This is a genomic window from Vibrio sp. PBL-C16 (genome assembly GCF_034321865.1).
GTDB lineage: Bacteria > Pseudomonadota > Gammaproteobacteria > Enterobacterales > Vibrionaceae > Vibrio > Vibrio alginolyticus.
The window spans coordinates 1,663,169-1,680,685 of the sequence record NZ_JAXLNY010000001.1 but is presented as its reverse complement, the minus strand read 5'-3'; the positions used below and the strand labels follow the sequence as shown (position 1 = coordinate 1,680,685).

Below are 17,517 nucleotides of genomic sequence, written 5' to 3'. Positions count from 1 at the left end.
TGTGTTGGAAGGCGCAAAGTTACGCGATTGGAGGACTTGGATAGAAAAGTATTGGTCTGATTAATCAAATACTACTTCATCAGACCAATATTACTTGTCTCTTAATCTCTTACAAAAGCTGGTTTTGTTATTTTCACCAGAAAAGGCTGAAGCAAGAGATTAAACAACATGCCAGCAATAAACAGGGTGATCACAATACTCGCACCACTCGGTAAGTCATAGCGAGCCGATGCGGCAATACCCGATAAGATCCCAACAATACCAATGCTGATACTGGCGACAAAGAATCGAGTTCCCTTCAATGCTGCCGCACATAAAGCTGGAATCACCAACAAAGCAAATTCTAAATAAATGCCGGTTAACTTGACCGTAATGGGCATCAGAATAGCAAAGATCAGATAAAAACCACTACCGCGCATAAACGCAGGTTTTAACCAAACTAATAGCAACATCGCAGCGGTAATGAGTGCCAAAGGCCAAACGTCTGCCCAAGTCGCCCATAACAGTTGCCCATTAAGAATGCCTTGAATAAAGTCTCCGCCGTGTGGGTCTTTGCTCACCAGCAGGATCGCCAACGATGCAGACACGACAAACAAGCTGCCAATCATAGGCTCTAAATGTTGCTGGTATCGCTTCTCCATTAAGGCAATCAAACCGCAAAGCATCAAAGACATCACCCAAGGGCCAATCATTTCGCCAAAGAATGAGCCTGAGAACAGCGCGTATTGGCTCAACCAGTAGTGGCTTAGTGCTGCCCCCAATGCCGCGACTTGCGCCACCGCCAAATCTATAAAGATGATCTGACGATTAAGAACTTGCTGCCCCAGTACGATGTTGCCAACCAACGCAATTAAACCACAAAAAACCGCAGGTAAAAGCCATGCATAATCAGCCATGGCTTAGATCTTCACAGGAACGGGCGGCACTAACACATCCAGTAAATCATCAATGACCTGATCGTACATCTCATCCAAGCTTTCACCCTCAGAAACGGTCAATGGGAGTTGAATCACAGGTTTGTCAGTATGATCTTGCAACCAGTTCGCTGGACGCTGATCCTGATGAGAGGAGTAAACAATCGCATCAAAACTGTCAGCATCTAACTTGGTAAGCGATTGCAGGTGAGATGTGGTCGGTGAAATGCCCGGTTTAGGTTCGAGATCGGCAATCTGCTTCATTCCGAGCCAATCGTACAAATAACGATACGTCGCGTGATAACCGACAACTTGCTTACCCTTTAAAGCCGCACCTTTCTCATTCCATTCTTTAAGCTTTTTACGCCAATGAGCACGAAACTTCATACCATTCACTTGGTAACTTGGTGCGTTCTCGGGATCAATCGCTTTTAGGCGCTCTGTGACTTTACGAGATAATGGAATCATGTCATTTGCCGCAAATTGAACATGTGGGTTACCGTGAGCGTGTATATCTCCCATGCTACGGTCAACGTGAGCATGAGTATCTAACATGCGCACGAAGTCCGTCGCGTAGATCATGCTCGGCGCACCATTTTGCACCGCCGCATTGCTGCTACGAACTTGCAGCATAGGTAACCACCCCACCTCTAGTTCTGCGCCCGAACACATTGCCATGTCCGCTTGGCGCATCTTCGCAATCAAAGAAGGGCTAGCTTGTACGTAATGTGGGTCTTGCTTGACCGTTGTCGCTGAATAAATACTGGCATCTGGCGCGTGGCTTTCAAGAAAGGCTTTCCATTCTGGCTCACAAACGAAAATGTTGAGAGCCAAAGCTGGCGAAGAGATGATGGCAGCTCCTGCCGCCATCATCACCAAGCTGCATTTATTCAATGTTAGCTTAGAACACATGAGCACCGTGCGCTCCAAATGTCATCACGTATTGCAGAGTGAATACGTTGTCTGTCTCACTGTCTTGGTTATCAATGCGAGTGTATTGCGCACGGATAGTACCGAAATGAGAAGAATCCCATGCGATCATCGCATCCATTTCTTTATCATTCAGCTCAGTAAAATGCATGTGGTCGCCGTGTGCATGACCATCGTAGCTTTCTGCTTCGCCGTAACGTAGACCTGCTGACCAGCTTGGGTTGAAGCGATAAACGCCCGAAACATAGTAGGCGCTTAAGTTGTCTGGTGACTCTGCATCGTTTTTATATTTACTGTCTACCACACCGTCTAGCAGCATGTATTCAGCCGATAGCGTGAAGTTGCTGTATTTGTAATTACCGTCTGGTGCCCATTTCCAAACAAAATCAGCCCCGTAAAGGTTCGCACCTGTCACTGCTGCGCCATGATGGTGATCGTGATCATGCTCTTCTTCATGACCGTGGTCGTGATCTTCGAATTCTTTAACCTTGCCGTTTTCGTTGCGCAGGTAACTTAAACCAAACTGCCAACTTGAAGATTCGGAGAAGTCATTCCCAAGCTTCAGCGTCGTGGTGTACACGCCAACTTCAGAACCATCTTCGACAGAAGACATTTTGCTACCACTAAGCGCTTCTACACCAAATTTTACGTAAAGGTCGGTTGGCAACACGATGTTTGCACGTACACCATCATCGTAGTAGTGCGAGCCAAGGAAAGTACGATAAGCAATTGGACGCTCGACAAAGCTATCGGTGTGCATGTGTTGGTTATTCAGATAACCAAAGTCAGATAGGAATCGGCCAGCGCGCACATTTACACCATATGGCAATGCCAAAGTTTCGATGAATGCCTCTTCAAGCTCTAATTCTGTCTCATCACCGTGACTTTCAAGAACCGCGGTCAATGCACCGTAAAACTTGTCGTCGATATTCGATGAGAAGTTTAATTCCGTATGGCCTAGACCAAAGCCTTCTTCGCGCTCAGAATTATGACGTTGGCCATCTTGGTAGTAGCCATCAACAACAACACCAATCTGTGGGTTCGATAGTGTGTCGGCAAAAACAGGGGATGCAAAAATGCTACCGATCACGAGAGACACCAATTTCTTATTCACTACTTTTTCCTTTTTGTTATGTTATAACATTTAATTTTGCGATGTTATAATATAACAATTCTCATTACACAAGCAGAAATTTAAATTAGGTTCCGATTTCCTGTTCGTACTCAATCCATGAATTAGGCTATCAACAAATGAATCAATTGATGTTTTTTAAACGTATACTAATGAGAATTAGTAATTAAATAAGTAACGGAATTTCAATATGTTGAATATGGATTTTTCAAAAAGAATCGTGATAGATACTGCTCAACAGGAATGGATCGCCAGCCCTTCCAAAGGTGTGTGGCGTAAACCTTTGGAACGAGAAGCCAAAGAATCAGGGCACACCACCAGCGTCGTTAAATACGAGCCAAATTCGCACTTTTCGACTCATCCTCATCCTCACGGAGAAGAAATATTAGTGCTCGAAGGAGTGTTCTCTGACGAATACGGTGACTACCCTGCCGGCACTTACCTTCGTAACCCTCCAGGAAGTCAACACGCACCATTTAGCAAAGAAGGCTGTGTGATTTTAGTTAAACTAAATCAATTCAATTCTGATGATCTTGAAACAGTTCGCATCAACACGAACGAAGCGAATTGGTTACCTGGCATCGGTGGGCTGAAAGTCATGCCATTGCATGATTTTGAGCATGAACATGTCGCATTGGTTAAATGGCCGAAAGGCGAGAAGTTTCAACCACACCGTCACTTTGGTGGTGAAGAAATTTTTGTGTTATCGGGGGAATTTAAAGACGAGCTAGGAACCTATCCTCCCTACTCTTGGATACGCAGTCCACATATGAGTGAGCACTTTCCTTTTGTAGAGCAAGAAACGGTCATTTGGGTAAAAACAGGCCACCTGCCACTCCAAGCTCCTGCTCAGCAATCCTAATGTTTGCACACTGGCATCGTCCATTGGAACTAAAATCGGCCCGCTATTTACGAGCCGATGATCATTTCGTCACTAAGAACCCATTATTCGCGAGTGGAGCCAGTCTTTGAGCCCAGCCCGGTTATGTTTTAACACGTTCATTTCGTGATCATCAATCGGGCTTCCTTGCAGTTCTAGTACGCGGATTTCCTTATCTAAAGCATTGTAGTTTTTAACGGTTTCAGCAAATGATGCATCGTTTTCGGCAAGCTGAGTAATGGTATCCAAATGTTCTGGGAATTCATGAGTTAATGAGTGATTTTCACCTAACATAGAGACCTCTTGGCTAGAGTTGTTGATGTATTTACCCGCTCATTTTTTGAGCGACACATTTCTAACCATAGCACTTCAAATAGCACAATATCGTCGATTTGAGCACACTTTTACTGAACTTCTTAGTCATGGTTTATCACTCTTTTAACCGCGCGACTCCGCTCGTTATTATTCTGTGTTTTATCAATAATCGACTACATTTAATACACTTCTCATAAAAAGGTACATCTAAATGAACAGCATGAAAATTGGCTTGATCAGTGCGTCAATAACAGTTGCGTTGATTGGCTGTAATTCAGACAGTGACTCTGTCAGCACAATGACTCCGGTTACCTTGTCTGTATCAGATGCCCCTATTGATGACGTATCAGAAGTGGTTATCGCATACAACAAAGTGGCATTTCTCCCTTTGGATGGTGGTACACCACAAGTTTTCGATGTGTATAAAACCGACGAAGACGGAAATTTCGTTGACGAAAATGGTAATCCTCTGCTCGATAATGAAGATCCAATACCATTAAGCGTTAACTTACTCGACTTCCAGGGCAGTAACGCTCAAGAGTTAGTGGACGATGAGCTGATACCCACTGGCAATTACAAACTCTGCGTGTTTGCGAATGATGGCGATCATCCGGATTATCCATCCTATGTTGTTGATGAAGCGACCGGCAATCAAATACCACTGACCGTAAAAGGTAATGGGGCTTGTCCGCAGGGAGTCGGAAAAGATCCGAATTCTGGGGTACTGTTCTTTAATGATACCTTCGCAGTCAACCCTGACAACAACGAATTTGTGGTGGAGTTTGACCTGCGTCGTGGCTTAAAAGACGGAACTGGACAAAACGAGGGTTACAGTATTCAGCGCACCTCAGTCACTTTAATTAACACGGTTACAACGGGTGAAATTCAGGGAGATATCGCAACATTGACCTACCAAAACTGCGAAACGGATACCCCAAGCGCAAATGGGTATGCACACGCGGTCTACCTATATGAAGGAAATATCGCCGAAGAGAACATGGGGCCATTTGCAGGCGCAGAAGGCCAAATAATGCCAATCGCAGCGGCGAACGTAGTGGAAGACATTGATGAAGCAAATTACGAATATGAATTTGGCTTTGTAGAGCCCGGTACGTACTCCGTCGGCTATACCTGTACCGCAAATGACGATTCTGTAGATGGTATTGTTGCAGGTGAAACCTTTAGCATTTATCAATCTACCAGCGGAATTAGCGTCTTTGTTGGTACCGATACAAACGCAGACTTTTAATCTCTCTAACACTGCAGACCCTGCATGGGTCTGCTTTTTTTTGCTATTCCAACTGAGCACGGATTATGGTCTTTGTGACTTTTAAACCTCTTCCCAATAAGGTGGCGTGCCATAGTATTCAGCAAAGTAATCAATAAAGGCACGCACCTTAGGCGCAATTAAACGAGAGCTTGGGTACACAGCCCAAATCCCAGCATCCATCGCTAAAGGGTGATCTTCGAGTACTTCCACTAGCTGACCACTTTGTAATTCTTGATAAACACTCCAAACCGAGTTGATAGAAATACCTAACCCGTTTACCGTCGCGTCTCTCATCGCATCACCATTATCGGTTTTAAAACGACCAGAAGTTCTTACATTGAACATTCCATCTTTTGTATTGAATGACCAATTATTCATTCCAACTAAGTTAATACATTCATGATTCGTCAAGTCTTGGGGCTTGTTAGGTCTCCCAAATTGTTCAATATAATCTGGTGATGCAACGATAATACGACGATCTGGCGCAAGCTTTCTTGCGACCAATGAAGAATCTTTCAACTCAGCGACACGAATGGCGACATCAAAACCTCCCTCAACCAGATCAATAATGGAATCAGAAAATCGGCAGTCCACGGTTAACCCTGGGTAACGCGCCATAAAACCTTTTAATGCGGGCACAATATGCAAGCGACCAAAAGTTGCAGAAGCGGTTATACGTAATACTCCCGTTGGCGCGCTCTGCCCTGAGCCAACAGCTCCCCTTGCTGCCTCCACTGTTGCAAGGACCTCCTCCGCGTGAGGTAAAAATGCCTGCCCCTCTTCAGTTAAGGAAACTTTGCGTGTGGTGCGATGAACTAAACGTACTCCTAAGCTGTCCTCAAGTTTATTGATGTGTGCGCTAGCGACAGCAGGAGAAAGTCCAAGCTCCTGGCCAGCCATGCTGATGTTGTGTGTCGAAGCCAAACGGACAAATAGCTTTACATGATCGATGTTCATTTAATTTTCAATTATTTGTAAAAAATCACCATATAGAGCTTAGCATTTTCTTCCTTACGGATAGTAAATAAATACTCCGGTTAGAAAAAACTGACGGGAAGATAGAAGTCCAGCTCAAACGCCTCATCATGGCTGAGGAAATGGTTTTTATGATAGTGAACATAAGCGGGAGTAGAACGCTGCTTAAAGCCTGAATTCGGCAACCACTTCTCTAATACCATACTCAGTTGAGGAAGAAGCTCACCATATACTCCCGTTAAGCGAAAAACAGCATGTAAACCACCCGGAATCGTCATTTGATTCACGACACCGCGTACTTTAAGCGGCTTATCAATCGCCATACAAGCCACATAGCGACACTTATCTAGCTCGACCCAAGCGGGGTTGGAGTGATGCAAACCATATTGAACCGAAAAGTCCCGATTCTCAGAGCTTGCCCACGCCTTCAAAATCAGCCACGCATTGCGAATGGAACGGCTATAACCCTCATGCCGCACATAAGCCGCAAAGCGTTGTGGAACCTCCATAATTTTAGGTTCTGGCAACTCGCGTTTAGCAACCCGATGATAACCCGCAGCCACTTCCGGATCTTTTAGATACGGCTTTTCTGCGACTTGTAAATCATGCTTTCGCCACGCACCAGGAGACATAGCGAACGTTGCTTTAAACGCTCGGCTAAAAGAAGATACCGAGCTAAAGCCGCACTTGTTAGCAATGTCTAACACCGATGAGCTGGTATCAAACATCAGTTGATTGGCTGCGTATTCCATTCTTGTGCGACGGATATATTGATGGACAGACTCCCCTACCACATCTTTAAAAATACGATGGAAGTGCTGTTCAGAATAGGCTGCTACATCTGCTAGCTCTTTAGCCGATAAATCTCTGCTAATGTCCTGGTGAATGTAAAACAGCACGTCATTGATTCTGGAAACTTGTTGATGGCTCACGGAGTAAACTTTCACTTAAATAGCATAAATGGACATGTTTAACAGCATAAATGGACACACCAAGCTTGGCAATTTACCTATACTATTTCTGACATAAAAAAGACAATTACGAGAAGCACAGCACATGGAAATCGCACAGTCATTACAACAAACTAAGTCATCCTACATCCGAGAGATCCTCGCAGCAGCGAGCGATAAGAACGTCATTTCTCTTGCAGGTGGCTTGCCGGACGAAAAAACCTTCCCGATCGACTTAATGAAACCGACGCTAGAAAACCTCGCGAATATGCCAGAGGTGTTTCAATATGGCGCAACAGCAGGCTACGCACCGCTACTTAATTTTTTGACCGATTATTACCAGCTGCCAGAATCTCATTTGGCTATGATCACAACGGGCTCTCAGCAAGGGCTAGATTTGATTGCGCGTGCGTACGTAAATCCGGGCGATAAAGTGGTGATGGAAGCACCGAGCTACCTTGGTGCTATGCAAGTATTCGGTCTAGTGCAAGCCAACATCGTGACCGTTTCACAAACCGAGTGTGGCCCAAACCTTGAAGAACTCGAACAATGCTTTGCCACGCAGCAACCAAAAATGTTCTACGCCGTACCCGATTTTCACAACCCAACGGGCGTATGCTGGGCGCTAGAGACTCGCCAAAAAGTTGCCGAGCTTTGTATCCAATACGACGTTGCATTCATTGAAGACGCACCATACCGTGAGCTGCGTTTTTCTGGTGAAGCACTACCGCTAGTTTCAGATTTCTGCCCGCAACACTCCATCGTATTGCGCTCTTTCTCCAAAATAGCTTCACCAGGCTTGCGTATTGGTGTAGTTACGGGCAAAAGCAGCTACCTTGAGCCACTTATCAAAATTAAACAAGGTGCCGATCTGCACTCTAGTATTCCTATGCAAGCTTTGCTGCATGGTCTACTGCAACATGACAACTTCGAAACGCACATTTCAACCATCTGTGCTCTTTACAAATCACGTTACGATGTCATGTTTGCTGAACTGCAAAAACAGCTGCCAGAAAGTTGCGTACTCAAACCCGTCGATGGTGGTATGTTCGTTTGGGTCGAGATTCCAGAATGCGACACCTTCGAACTGGCGAAAAACCTTCTCGCAAACTGGGTTGCTGTAGTGCCGAGCCCGGTCTTTTATCCAGAAGGTTCAAAGGTAAAAGCCGCTCTGCGTCTTAACTTTACCAATGCTACACCAGAAGAACTGACGACAGCTGTCTCTCGACTCGCGGATGTCCTCAACACATTGTAATTGAACGCGAGTGTAAGAACCTGCCTTTGAAATTCAAAAAAAGTCTCAAAGGCAGCATCAAAAAAGTTCCCCAAAAAAATTTATATTTTTCCTTCAAATCAACTCTCTACAGTAAGTGCCTGTTTTCTCTTGAACCTCTCACTCATATAAAAATGAGAACTCAATCACGTATTTGATGGTTGGAAAAGTTACGTCTATCTTTCAGTCAAAGACATCAACTTCGCAGCGTTAATGCTCTCAATTTCAGACACTTTATCAATCGTGGCTTAGCGGTTGATAAACGACTAAAAAAGCATCTGTGGGCATACCCACTACGAAGGGTTGACCAGAACCATTCTGAATGTCGCGAGCCAATCTTTTGATTGGCAATTACGTCAGTGAATCGCACCAAATGACAGAGGGGTTATCAGGATGAATACTCGAACCACGACAGGACTCGTCACCATCGGCTGGTCCGTTACACTTTCACTTTTTACCGCATTCGCCGTGTATGCCAATACGTCGCCAAACTGTAGTGACGTATTAGCGGGCAACACAACCGCCGCATCGCAAAAAATGATGGTTTTATTGGGCGAAGACATCACCAAATCCAACCGTATCACTACGGTGATTCCTGCCGAAAACAATCCATTTGTGACCGAAGAACTGGTTTCGGTTTCTAACGACGTATCGCCAAACGGTCGTCTTTCACAAAAGAGTTTGGAAGAGATTCGGAAAGTCCGCTCAAATCTAGAGAAAGCAGCACAGGAAGTAAGCCGATTACAAGGCACTTTTGAAGTGGCTTTCATCAGTTTGATTGATGGTTACTGCCAATTTTCTAATCATAAACGTACTCAACATGCCAAAATCGACTTTGACCATTTGGAAGGCCTCACTTTGTATTCAATCCCCGCTTTAATAGCAATGGTCGATCAGTCGTACTACATGGCAAAGAATCGAATCGCTAATGAGCAGAAACAGTTAAGCGACATTGAAAAAGAGAAACAGAGGCAGAAACAGCAAGCAACTGCGGCAGCAGCCGCTCGTTACCAAGACAGTAACGTACTTGTAAGAGTCGAGAACTTTGATGGCGCTAATGTGACATTTTCCGTTACTAACATTGGTTCACAAGGATCATTGCAACCAAATTTCAACTCGTTTAATGCATATCGCACAGAAAGTGGAGAATTAATCTACAAGTCAGAATCTTTACTACACCTGGCGGATACTGCCGGTAACACACTTGAAACAATGGGTATCGCTGAGCTCTCATCACAAGGTGGAAGTGACATATCGATCTCTCCTAGAGAAACCCGAAAATTCGTTACTAGCATTGCTTCAGAAGTCGCGCCACATACGCAGTTGAGCTTAGAGTTTCCAGCCAAAGTGCTTAATACCGAGCGAGACTTTACATTGTCGTTTTCTGATACATCAGCGGTGGCGACAGCAAACGTCAATTAACGCAAAGTCTCCAGTATTTGTAGAGCGCATCAAAGACAGGCGAGCAGCGCCTGTCTTCAAGCCTATAGCTACTGTTTGCACTTGTAAGCATTTGCAAACATCGTTACTGACGTAGAAAAGCTCAATGGTTGATATAAGTACAAGGTATCTGCGTCTAAATCCGCCGCCTTGATGCGCATTTGGTTTAGCGTACCCCAAACCATGTCTTTATCTGCGTGAAGCCAATAGTCGTAAAAGTGTCCTTCTGAGCCGATCACGGTACCTATTAGTTCACAGTTTTCAATCGCATTAACATTGTCCCAAAGCACCTGTACTTGCTCAGATTCTTGAGTTGGGAACGTTACACATCCCGTTAATGATGCCGCTAACGCGAGAGTCATCACTCGCTTTTTCATACTTATATCGCCAAAATTTTTCATAGATGGCAGATTTTATGAATGGCTGATGTGATGACTAGCAAAAACTTTTTATCGCGTGTTCAAGTAGAATTAATGGACAACGGAAAAGATCCAAAAGGTGATCATGCAGCTAGCGAGCAAAAACCTAATAATCACAGACCTAGCAATAAAGCTGTATCTGAGATACAACAGTAATGATTAAATAGCCGCGAGGGATAGAGTTTGGTTGCTAAAAATAAGCTAATTCGCTACACAGCTACGGAAGTCGCTGATGCATTTGACAAAGAAGATGAGCTCATTAAACAAGTTCAGTCCAACCAACTCTCGCAAGTGCTATTGCTTTGGCAAGTAAAAAGTCCAACGCTCGTGCTTCCCGCGGGTAAGAAATGGCCAGTGTCTAATGAGTTAGAACATGCGTTAAATACGTCTGGCTGGAAGCTCTTTTCTCGTAAAACCGGTGGTGCACCAGTCCCTCAGGTGCCAGGTATTATCAATCTATCCCACATTTACCACTGGTCAGAAGGCGAGCCTTACAACATCAAAAAAGCGTATTTCGATTTATGTGCGATATTAACGGTTTTCTTTAAACAGCTCGGCGTGAAAGTGGATGTTCATGCTACGCCTTATTCCTACTGCGATGGCGAGTACAACCTCAACATTGGCGGGCAAAAAGTCGTGGGAACCGCGCAGCGTGTTTTACTTAAAAAAGGCGGCGGACAAGTGGTATTGTCACAAGCATGCATTCTGATTGATTCCGACGTCGAGAAGATTGTCGAACCAGTACGAATGTGTAATCATTTTTGTGGTCATGACGATGATATTCGTGGTGATGTCCACACACCGCTCTTCCATCATATATCCGACCGTCCGTCGGTAGATTCTCTCTTTCAGCAATTAACTAGCGCGTTTTTAATGCATGCAAAAGCGGAGTAAAAATCAGTGTAAACAAAAAGGGAGCAAAAGCTCCTTTTTTGTTTAACGATATTAAAAGCGAACTTCGACTTCTACGCCTTCAATCCAACGGCTTTTTTCTAGAGCTTCATCAAAACTCAGCGTCACCTTCAAATACGCAGATTGACCTTCGAATGGACTTTGCAGTTCAGAAGGCAACTTGTTCACAACCTCAACTGGCTTCGATAGCGTCGCTCTAAACTTTCGACCATCAGGAAATACAACTTTCGCTTTAGTATCCATCTTACTGTATTGGAGATATTTAGGGTTTAAGAAAGCGGTTATCTCCGGCGTAACATTGCGAGCGATCGTAAGTAAGGGAGTATTTTCAGAGACATTTTGCCCTTCGTGTACATGAACATCGAGCACACGCCCTTTCATAGGAGAACGAAAAGTTAAATTTTCTTGTTGCGCGCGTTTGACTACCAATTCACGCATTAATGATCGATACTCTTGTGTCACTGGACCAGCCAACTCTAACTCTTCCAAGTTACGCATCGCATCCACATAAGCAATTTTCTGACTGCTTAACTGATTGCTCAGTGAGTTATTCACACTCACAATAGCCGCGTAATCCACCTCAGACACCTGCCCTTTCTTTCTGTAAACGTCGTATTTTTTCTGAATATCACGGACCTTCTTCAAGCCTTCGGCTGAGCTTTCAATAGCACTTTTGTATAGCTCATCAGTACTCTGAACTTGATTTTTTGACAATTTAATCAACTCTTCTTTTATAAAATCAATCTCCTTGTTCAACGCATTATCTTTTAACAACACCAGCGCTTGATCCTGAGTCACTTCCGTACCGACATTCACAGGCACTGGCCCAACAATGGCAGAGCGAGTTGCCGTCACCGTAAGTGGATGTGACGTGATAATGGCGGGTGCCGTCACTAATACTTGCGTTCTAAACAAGTAATAAGCCATAAACAAAAGCGGACTGATTACAATCGCTAAAATCAAGTACCAACGGAGACGATAACCGCCACGCTTTGCCTGTCCGTAGACGACTTTCATCCCGTTCTCAGACTGCGGTTTATTTTTCTTATCTAAGTGAAAGTTAACTTTCATACTAAAACTTTTTACCTCGCTTCAATACCCACCAAGGTGCCATACTCGACTCTTCATGACTTCTCCTTACAACTTCATTAACCATTGAGAAAGCGGTAATCAAACGCATGAAAAACTGGTAGAAAGGGTAAAGAAATAACCATTTCGCTGACTTCAAATCCTCTTTTTTTCTCTCTGATACAAGCCCAATGTAGACAACAAAAATCAGAGCAGATAAGAAGAGGTAGACAAAATAGAGCATTAGCATCAACGCCAATACAAATTTAAGTGGATAGACAATCACCATGTACACGCTAAATATCACCACAAGCAGCGGCAATAAAACGTTTTGAATCACGCCATAAGCCAAAGTGAATAAGAAGTTTCCCCAACCAAGTAACCGTGGAGACAACCCTTCATTGTGTTTACGCAAAAACAAAAACAATAAATCGCCATCCCAACGCAACCGCTGCAATACCAAACCTTTCAACGTATCTGGTACATCAGTATGGCCGATGGAGTGCGTCGAAAAGGCCAATTTATTATCAGGGTAACGACGTTTGTATTGCTTCAAGCGCATGGTTAAGTCGAGATCTTCTGCGGTATGCGTATCCCAGCCCCCCACTTGCTTAAGCAGGTTCTTCCGAAACGCTCCGAAGGCGCCAGAAATGTTATTGAGCACTCCCCACGTCGCCATCCCCGTTTTACCGGCTTGCATCGACAGCATGTACTCCAAGGATTGCATTTTGGTCAACAAGTTGGCGTTATGGTTGCGAACTCTTAACGCACCACCGCTCGCAATCACATTTTTATCCGCAAACTGTTTCATCATGGTGAAGACCATGTCGTTATCGAATGACGTATCTCCATCCACGTTAATGACGATTTCACCACTAGCCATTGATAAGCCAGCATTCAGTGTTGAGACCCTGCCTCCTCGTTGCCATTTTGGCAACACGCGCACTTTACGATTACGAACGCCTGCATGCCTTTTCTCACCATTTAACGCGGCTTGATAGGTATCTTGGTTTTGTACCGCCCCATCAACCACAGCAAGTACTTCAATATGACCTGGGTAAACTTGCTCAACTAACGTATCGATAGTGATCCCAATCGCATCACCTTCACCATAACAAGTAATAACGAAACTCACTGAAGGAAACCGCTTTAATTCTTGGTCTTCTTGCGCATATGACCAACGAAATATCCCTGTTAGCACCAGCAAATATAGAGGTAGCTCGATAATGATCATGACGGGAAACAGTAATAGCCATAACTCTTCATTGTGAAGTAGCATGCCTCGAAGATAGTCGAGCAGAACGAGACTATCTTGCAGCATAAATCTCACCCATCAGCGATTCCATCCAAACAGAAACACCGTCTTCAATGATCGGATCGGGCAGGTCCCAAGCAAAGACATCCAACTCAAACTCTTCGTCTTCAACTAGTTCACCCAGATCCGATAATTTTTGCTGTAAAATGGACAGGCTCGCGTTGGTCGTATTTGGCATTAGGACAAGCAAAACATCCTGTTTGTACTGACAACAGATATCGGTATCTCTAAACAAGCCGCTAAGACGACGCGTCAGTTGATCCATCAATGAGAACAATCTTGCATCGCCATATTGCTTACCGTATTCATCGATCGTCGGTAAATGCAGTCCAAGTAGAAGGTGCTGTTCTTTGTGTCTCAGCGCGACTTTATTTAACCATGCAAGCAAATTTTGGAAAAAGCTGACTTCCACTTTGCCTTTGATCGAGAGTTCAGGAGCTTGAATGGACTTACCGTGTTGGAAAATGTATTCACCCACTTCACCAAGTCGATATTGGTAAATTTTACGGACAACAAGCTCTTCAACCTTGATCTTTGAGTCACAACTTAAACATTGACTGATCGTCGCCGCTTCAACAAATAAACTGGAGCAACTATTACAAACGTGGTTTTCAAGCGGGCGATCATAATCAACGCCGATATGGCGCAGCTGAGTCAAACATTTGGGGCACTCGAGCTTTCCACGGCGCTGAAAGCTGTGTTGTTCACCAACATGGCCACAAGTGAAGCAGTGCAAAGAGCTTTGAGAGTCGATATCGATGCTGCTGCAATCCGGGCACACCTCTACATAATTCAAGTGCCCGCTATTACATTGAGAACAAACACGAATTCTGTCGATCAGTACTTCTGCTTCTAATACTCCGCGACCTTGCTCTGAGAGTACGTATCGATAAGTCGAATAAATATCAGGAAAGAACATATCGATAATTGGATACGAATAAACCGACATAGACTCTAAGCTTTTTAAAGCAGTCACTCTTCGCTGACGATTGACCCCAAGCCAACCAATCAAAGGGTCTAACACTTCCGGTTCATCAATGGCATCGAGCTTATTTTGAATAGATCGCCAAATTTTTATTGATTCTCTAACTTCAAATACACCGTCGGTAACGCATCGAGAATAAGGGGTTTCCACGGAGACATAAACCGCCCAAGACCAACGTCCTTTCTCCTGATAAAACGCTTTCAGCGCGGTATCTATTTGGTGTGAATCTTGATAAGCAATACACACCATGCCACCGAGTCCCGTTGCCACCTCATCAATATGATTAACCAAAACCATATCTTCAGCTAACTCACTGACAGGCTGTTCACCAACCCAGTAGAAATTGTTATTTATTGACGACATTTTATTAGTTCTCACAACCACAAAATTAATTCATAACATCAGAAATATAGAACTTGCAGTAACAAGGCACTCTAGGTAGACAAACCTTGCCACCGTTAAATACAACAATAGAACAAATATTTAGAGAGCTTTAACTCAGGCAGTAAAAGCAGAAAGATCTCTGAATAAAGTGTGAAGGAGTCTGTGAGTAGAGAAATCGGACAGCAAAGCGCATAGTACAACCTTTTGTTAGCAAGCTGGGATAATAGTGCGATTTGATGCAGAATTAGATCCTTGCATTCACATCAAGCTCATTGTTTTATATCAGTCGATTCCTTTCTGCTCAGCATTTAACCATACCGTCATGTATCAAATCTGAGACTTGGTAATACTTTACCAACTAATTTCCATTAAAATTGAGTGGCAAAACACTGAATAACATTCAATCATTCTGATTATTTATCAAATAAGTATTTTTAAGCCGTTTGAGTGATTAATAATCACCATTTTTCTCGCTGTTTTTTCCGAAAGAACACGTAACACATTCAAACTACAGAATGAATCTACGTCACTTTTCTATGCTCTTTTTTGTTCAAAAAATAAATGAGATCCAGTTCAAATATTTATCCATGACGGAATTAGTTGAAGCCTGCGCGTAAAAGCCTCAGAATGTCGCACTTTTCGCACCGATTTATTTTCGGCGCGTTGTTATCTAACTCTACAATTGAGAATCATACATATGGGTTTTACCTCGTTAGGTCTATCTGCTCCAATCCTTAAAGCTATTCAAGAGAAAGGCTACGACACCCCTTCGCCAATTCAGGCAAAAGCAATTCCTGCTATTTTGGAAGGGAAAGACGTAATGGCAGCAGCGCAGACTGGTACAGGTAAAACTGCAGGCTTTACGCTACCGATTCTTGAGCGTTTATCGAACGGCTCTCGCGTCCGTGCTAACCAAGTTCGTGCACTTATCCTAACGCCAACACGTGAGCTTGCAGCTCAGGTGCAAGAAAACGTGTTTATGTACGGCCGTCACCTTCCACTAAGCAGTGCGGTTGTTTTTGGTGGTGTGAAGATCAACCCGCAAATGCTGCGTCTTCGCAAAGGTGCGGATGTGCTGGTAGCAACACCAGGCCGCCTGATGGATTTGTACAACCAAAATGCGGTCAAATTCGACCAACTAGAAGTTCTGGTACTGGACGAAGCAGACCGCATGCTGGATATGGGCTTTATCCGTGACATTCGTAAAATCCTAGCTCTGCTACCAAAACAGCGTCAGAACCTACTTTTCTCTGCAACTTTCTCGGATGAAATCCGCGACCTTGCGAAAGGCTTGGTGAACAATCCGGTTGAGATTTCAGTGAACCCGGCGAACTCGACAGCGAGAACGGTTGAGCAAAGCATCTACCCAGCAGACGTGAAGAAGAAAGCACCGATTTTGGTTAAACTGATCAAAGACGGCGATTGGAAGCAAGTGCTGGTGTTTACGAAAACGAAACACGGCGCAAACCGTCTGGCGAAGTTCCTGATCGAACAAAATCTACCGGCTGCTGCCATCCACGGCAACAAGAGCCAAGGCGCACGTACCAAAGCACTGGCGGATTTCAAATCGGGTGAAATTCGTGTGTTGGTCGCGACGGACATTGCTGCGCGCGGTATCGATATTCCGCAATTACCGCAAGTGGTGAACTTTGAGCTACCTAAAGTGGCAGAAGACTACGTTCACCGTATTGGTCGTACTGGCCGCGCAGGCGAAGTAGGTAAAGCGATTTCACTCGTGTGTGCGCTAGAAGCATCTGAGTTGTTTGCGATTGAACGTTTGATTCAAGAAGTACTACCACGTAAAGAGCTGGAAGGTTTTGCGCCAACCAATGTGGTGCCAGAATCTAAACTGGATACTCGCCCAATCAAACCGAAAAAACCTAAGAAGCCGAAAAAACCAAAAGCGCCAAATGCTGCAAGTGAAAACGCCCCAGCAATCCATAAGAAATCAGGCAATGGTGCAAACAAACCTAAACGTCGCTTCAACGGCGGTAACAACGGCAACAAAAACAGCACCAACCAAGGCGGTGCGGGTAAGCCTAAAGGTAACCGTGAAGGCCAAGGTCGTGCACACAGCAAACCAGATGACCGTAAACCTAACGGCAACAAGCCAAATGACAATAAACCGAGTGGAAATAAACCAAACGGTAATAAGAGTGGCAACGCTGGTAAACCGTCTGGTAACCGCAAGCCAAACAATGCTAAGCCTGCAGGAAACAAACCGTCAGGTCAGCGCCGTAAACCTCGTCCGCAGGCTGCAAACTAATCTGTAAACGGCCACCGATAGCAAATACAACAAAGCCGCTGATAATCTCAGCGGCTTTGTTTTTCTTAGAACACAGTTTTCTAGAACAC

General features: G+C 44.3%; 16 protein-coding genes. 6 read left to right on the top strand and 10 right to left on the bottom strand.

Translation table 11 applies throughout. The features are described 5' to 3' along the window. Window positions 1-101: 101 nt before the first annotated feature. Genes UQW94_RS07355 through UQW94_RS07345 form a run of 3 tightly spaced genes read right to left on the bottom strand, consistent with a single transcriptional unit; the run spans window position 102 to window position 2,958 of the window. On the bottom strand, window positions 102-896 hold the full coding sequence (locus UQW94_RS07355) for a metal ABC transporter permease (protein WP_130546403.1): 795 nt from the start codon (window positions 894-896) through the stop codon (window positions 102-104). Between the two features lie 3 nt (window positions 897-899). After that, a complete protein-coding gene (locus UQW94_RS07350; RefSeq protein ID WP_322142151.1) occupies window positions 900-1,826 on the bottom strand; it encodes a metal ABC transporter solute-binding protein, Zn/Mn family in 927 nt (308 codons plus the stop codon). Then, window positions 1,816-2,958, bottom strand: coding sequence for a hypothetical protein (locus tag UQW94_RS07345; RefSeq protein ID WP_213874333.1), 1,143 nt, complete (start codon window positions 2,956-2,958; stop codon window positions 1,816-1,818). The genes UQW94_RS07350 and UQW94_RS07345 overlap by 11 nt, the downstream gene beginning before the upstream one ends. Window positions 2,959-3,166: 208 nt before the next feature. Here UQW94_RS07345 and UQW94_RS07340 point away from each other — a divergent pair, with 208 nt between their 5' ends. Beyond that, window positions 3,167-3,838: a cupin domain-containing protein gene (locus UQW94_RS07340; protein WP_213910126.1), complete on the top strand. Its 672-nt coding sequence runs from the start codon at window positions 3,167-3,169 to the stop codon at window positions 3,836-3,838. Between the two features lie 72 nt (window positions 3,839-3,910). On the opposite strand, the gene UQW94_RS07335 is transcribed toward UQW94_RS07340, so the two are convergent. After that, complete coding sequence (locus tag UQW94_RS07335) at window positions 3,911-4,150, bottom strand: YdcH family protein (RefSeq protein ID WP_213874335.1); 240 nt, start codon at window positions 4,148-4,150, stop codon at window positions 3,911-3,913. A 232-nt stretch (window positions 4,151-4,382) separates the two neighbouring features. On the opposite strand from UQW94_RS07335, the gene UQW94_RS07330 reads away from it, so the two are divergent. Next, window positions 4,383-5,420 carry a DUF4382 domain-containing protein gene (locus UQW94_RS07330; RefSeq protein ID WP_130546407.1) on the top strand — a complete coding sequence of 346 codons (1,038 nt, stop codon included), beginning with the start codon at window positions 4,383-4,385 and terminating at the stop codon, window positions 5,418-5,420. 81 nt (window positions 5,421-5,501) lie between these two features. Here UQW94_RS07330 and UQW94_RS07325 read toward each other — a convergent pair whose 3' ends face one another. Beyond that, entirely contained in the window at window positions 5,502-6,398 is an 897-nt protein-coding gene (locus UQW94_RS07325) for a LysR family transcriptional regulator (RefSeq protein ID WP_213867584.1), read from the bottom strand. A gap of 80 nt (window positions 6,399-6,478) precedes the next feature. Further along, the gene (locus UQW94_RS07320) at window positions 6,479-7,348 is read right to left on the bottom strand and encodes an AraC family transcriptional regulator (protein WP_064369384.1); all 870 of its coding nucleotides are present in this window, start codon (window positions 7,346-7,348) and stop codon (window positions 6,479-6,481) included. A 124-nt stretch (window positions 7,349-7,472) separates the two neighbouring features. Here UQW94_RS07320 and UQW94_RS07315 point away from each other — a divergent pair, with 124 nt between their 5' ends. Beyond that, window positions 7,473-8,621, top strand: a complete 1,149-nt coding sequence (locus UQW94_RS07315) for a PLP-dependent aminotransferase family protein (RefSeq protein ID WP_017819834.1) — start codon at window positions 7,473-7,475, stop codon at window positions 8,619-8,621. Window positions 8,622-9,032: 411 nt separating this feature from the next. Beyond that, window positions 9,033-10,061 carry a hypothetical protein gene (locus UQW94_RS07310; protein ID WP_322142150.1) on the top strand — a complete coding sequence of 343 codons (1,029 nt, stop codon included), beginning with the start codon at window positions 9,033-9,035 and terminating at the stop codon, window positions 10,059-10,061. A gap of 68 nt (window positions 10,062-10,129) precedes the next feature. Here the strand turns inward: UQW94_RS07310 and UQW94_RS07305 are convergent, their stop codons facing one another. Beyond that, the gene (locus UQW94_RS07305; protein ID WP_322142149.1) at window positions 10,130-10,456 is read right to left on the bottom strand and encodes a DUF4156 domain-containing protein; all 327 of its coding nucleotides are present in this window, start codon (window positions 10,454-10,456) and stop codon (window positions 10,130-10,132) included. A 225-nt stretch (window positions 10,457-10,681) separates the two neighbouring features. Here UQW94_RS07305 and UQW94_RS07300 point away from each other — a divergent pair, with 225 nt between their 5' ends. Next, the gene (locus UQW94_RS07300; protein ID WP_322142148.1) at window positions 10,682-11,392 is read left to right on the top strand and encodes a lipoate--protein ligase family protein; all 711 of its coding nucleotides are present in this window, start codon (window positions 10,682-10,684) and stop codon (window positions 11,390-11,392) included. A gap of 51 nt (window positions 11,393-11,443) precedes the next feature. Here UQW94_RS07300 and UQW94_RS07295 read toward each other — a convergent pair whose 3' ends face one another. Genes UQW94_RS07295 through UQW94_RS07285 form a run of 3 tightly spaced genes read right to left on the bottom strand, consistent with a single transcriptional unit; the run spans window position 11,444 to window position 15,141 of the window. Further along, window positions 11,444-12,481, bottom strand: coding sequence for an HlyD family secretion protein (locus UQW94_RS07295; protein ID WP_322142147.1), 1,038 nt, complete (start codon window positions 12,479-12,481; stop codon window positions 11,444-11,446). Between the two features lies 1 nt (window position 12,482). Next, window positions 12,483-13,799: a glycosyltransferase gene (locus UQW94_RS07290; protein WP_322142146.1), complete on the bottom strand. Its 1,317-nt coding sequence runs from the start codon at window positions 13,797-13,799 to the stop codon at window positions 12,483-12,485. Then, the gene (locus UQW94_RS07285; protein WP_064354545.1) at window positions 13,786-15,141 is read right to left on the bottom strand and encodes a diguanylate cyclase domain-containing protein; all 1,356 of its coding nucleotides are present in this window, start codon (window positions 15,139-15,141) and stop codon (window positions 13,786-13,788) included. Before UQW94_RS07285 ends, UQW94_RS07290 begins: the two co-directional genes overlap by 14 nt. 718 nt (window positions 15,142-15,859) lie before the next feature. Here UQW94_RS07285 and UQW94_RS07280 point away from each other — a divergent pair. Further along, the gene (locus tag UQW94_RS07280; protein ID WP_322142145.1) at window positions 15,860-17,428 is read left to right on the top strand and encodes a DEAD/DEAH box helicase; all 1,569 of its coding nucleotides are present in this window, start codon (window positions 15,860-15,862) and stop codon (window positions 17,426-17,428) included. Window positions 17,429-17,517: the final 89 nt, after the last annotated feature.

What these genes read in the sequence shown, in the direction of transcription:
- UQW94_RS07355 (WP_130546403.1), bottom strand. Translation starts at nt 896, where the DNA reads ATGGCTGATTATGCATGGCTTTTACCTGCGGTTTTTTGTGGTTTAATT.
- UQW94_RS07350 (WP_322142151.1), bottom strand. Translation starts at nt 1,826, where the DNA reads ATGTGTTCTAAGCTAACATTGAATAAATGCAGCTTGGTGATGATGGCG.
- UQW94_RS07340 (WP_213910126.1), top strand. Translation starts at nt 3,167, where the DNA reads ATGTTGAATATGGATTTTTCAAAAAGAATCGTGATAGATACTGCTCAA.
- UQW94_RS07335 (WP_213874335.1), bottom strand. Translation starts at nt 4,150, where the DNA reads ATGTTAGGTGAAAATCACTCATTAACTCATGAATTCCCAGAACATTTG.
- UQW94_RS07330 (WP_130546407.1), top strand. Translation starts at nt 4,383, where the DNA reads ATGAACAGCATGAAAATTGGCTTGATCAGTGCGTCAATAACAGTTGCG.
- UQW94_RS07325 (WP_213867584.1), bottom strand. Translation starts at nt 6,398, where the DNA reads ATGAACATCGATCATGTAAAGCTATTTGTCCGTTTGGCTTCGACACAC.
- UQW94_RS07315 (WP_017819834.1), top strand. Translation starts at nt 7,473, where the DNA reads ATGGAAATCGCACAGTCATTACAACAAACTAAGTCATCCTACATCCGA.
- UQW94_RS07310 (WP_322142150.1), top strand. Translation starts at nt 9,033, where the DNA reads ATGAATACTCGAACCACGACAGGACTCGTCACCATCGGCTGGTCCGTT.
- UQW94_RS07305 (WP_322142149.1), bottom strand. Translation starts at nt 10,456, where the DNA reads ATGAAAAAGCGAGTGATGACTCTCGCGTTAGCGGCATCATTAACGGGA.
- UQW94_RS07295 (WP_322142147.1), bottom strand. Translation starts at nt 12,481, where the DNA reads ATGAAAGTTAACTTTCACTTAGATAAGAAAAATAAACCGCAGTCTGAG.
- UQW94_RS07290 (WP_322142146.1), bottom strand. Translation starts at nt 13,799, where the DNA reads ATGCTGCAAGATAGTCTCGTTCTGCTCGACTATCTTCGAGGCATGCTA.
- UQW94_RS07285 (WP_064354545.1), bottom strand. Translation starts at nt 15,141, where the DNA reads ATGTCGTCAATAAATAACAATTTCTACTGGGTTGGTGAACAGCCTGTC.
- UQW94_RS07280 (WP_322142145.1), top strand. Translation starts at nt 15,860, where the DNA reads ATGGGTTTTACCTCGTTAGGTCTATCTGCTCCAATCCTTAAAGCTATT.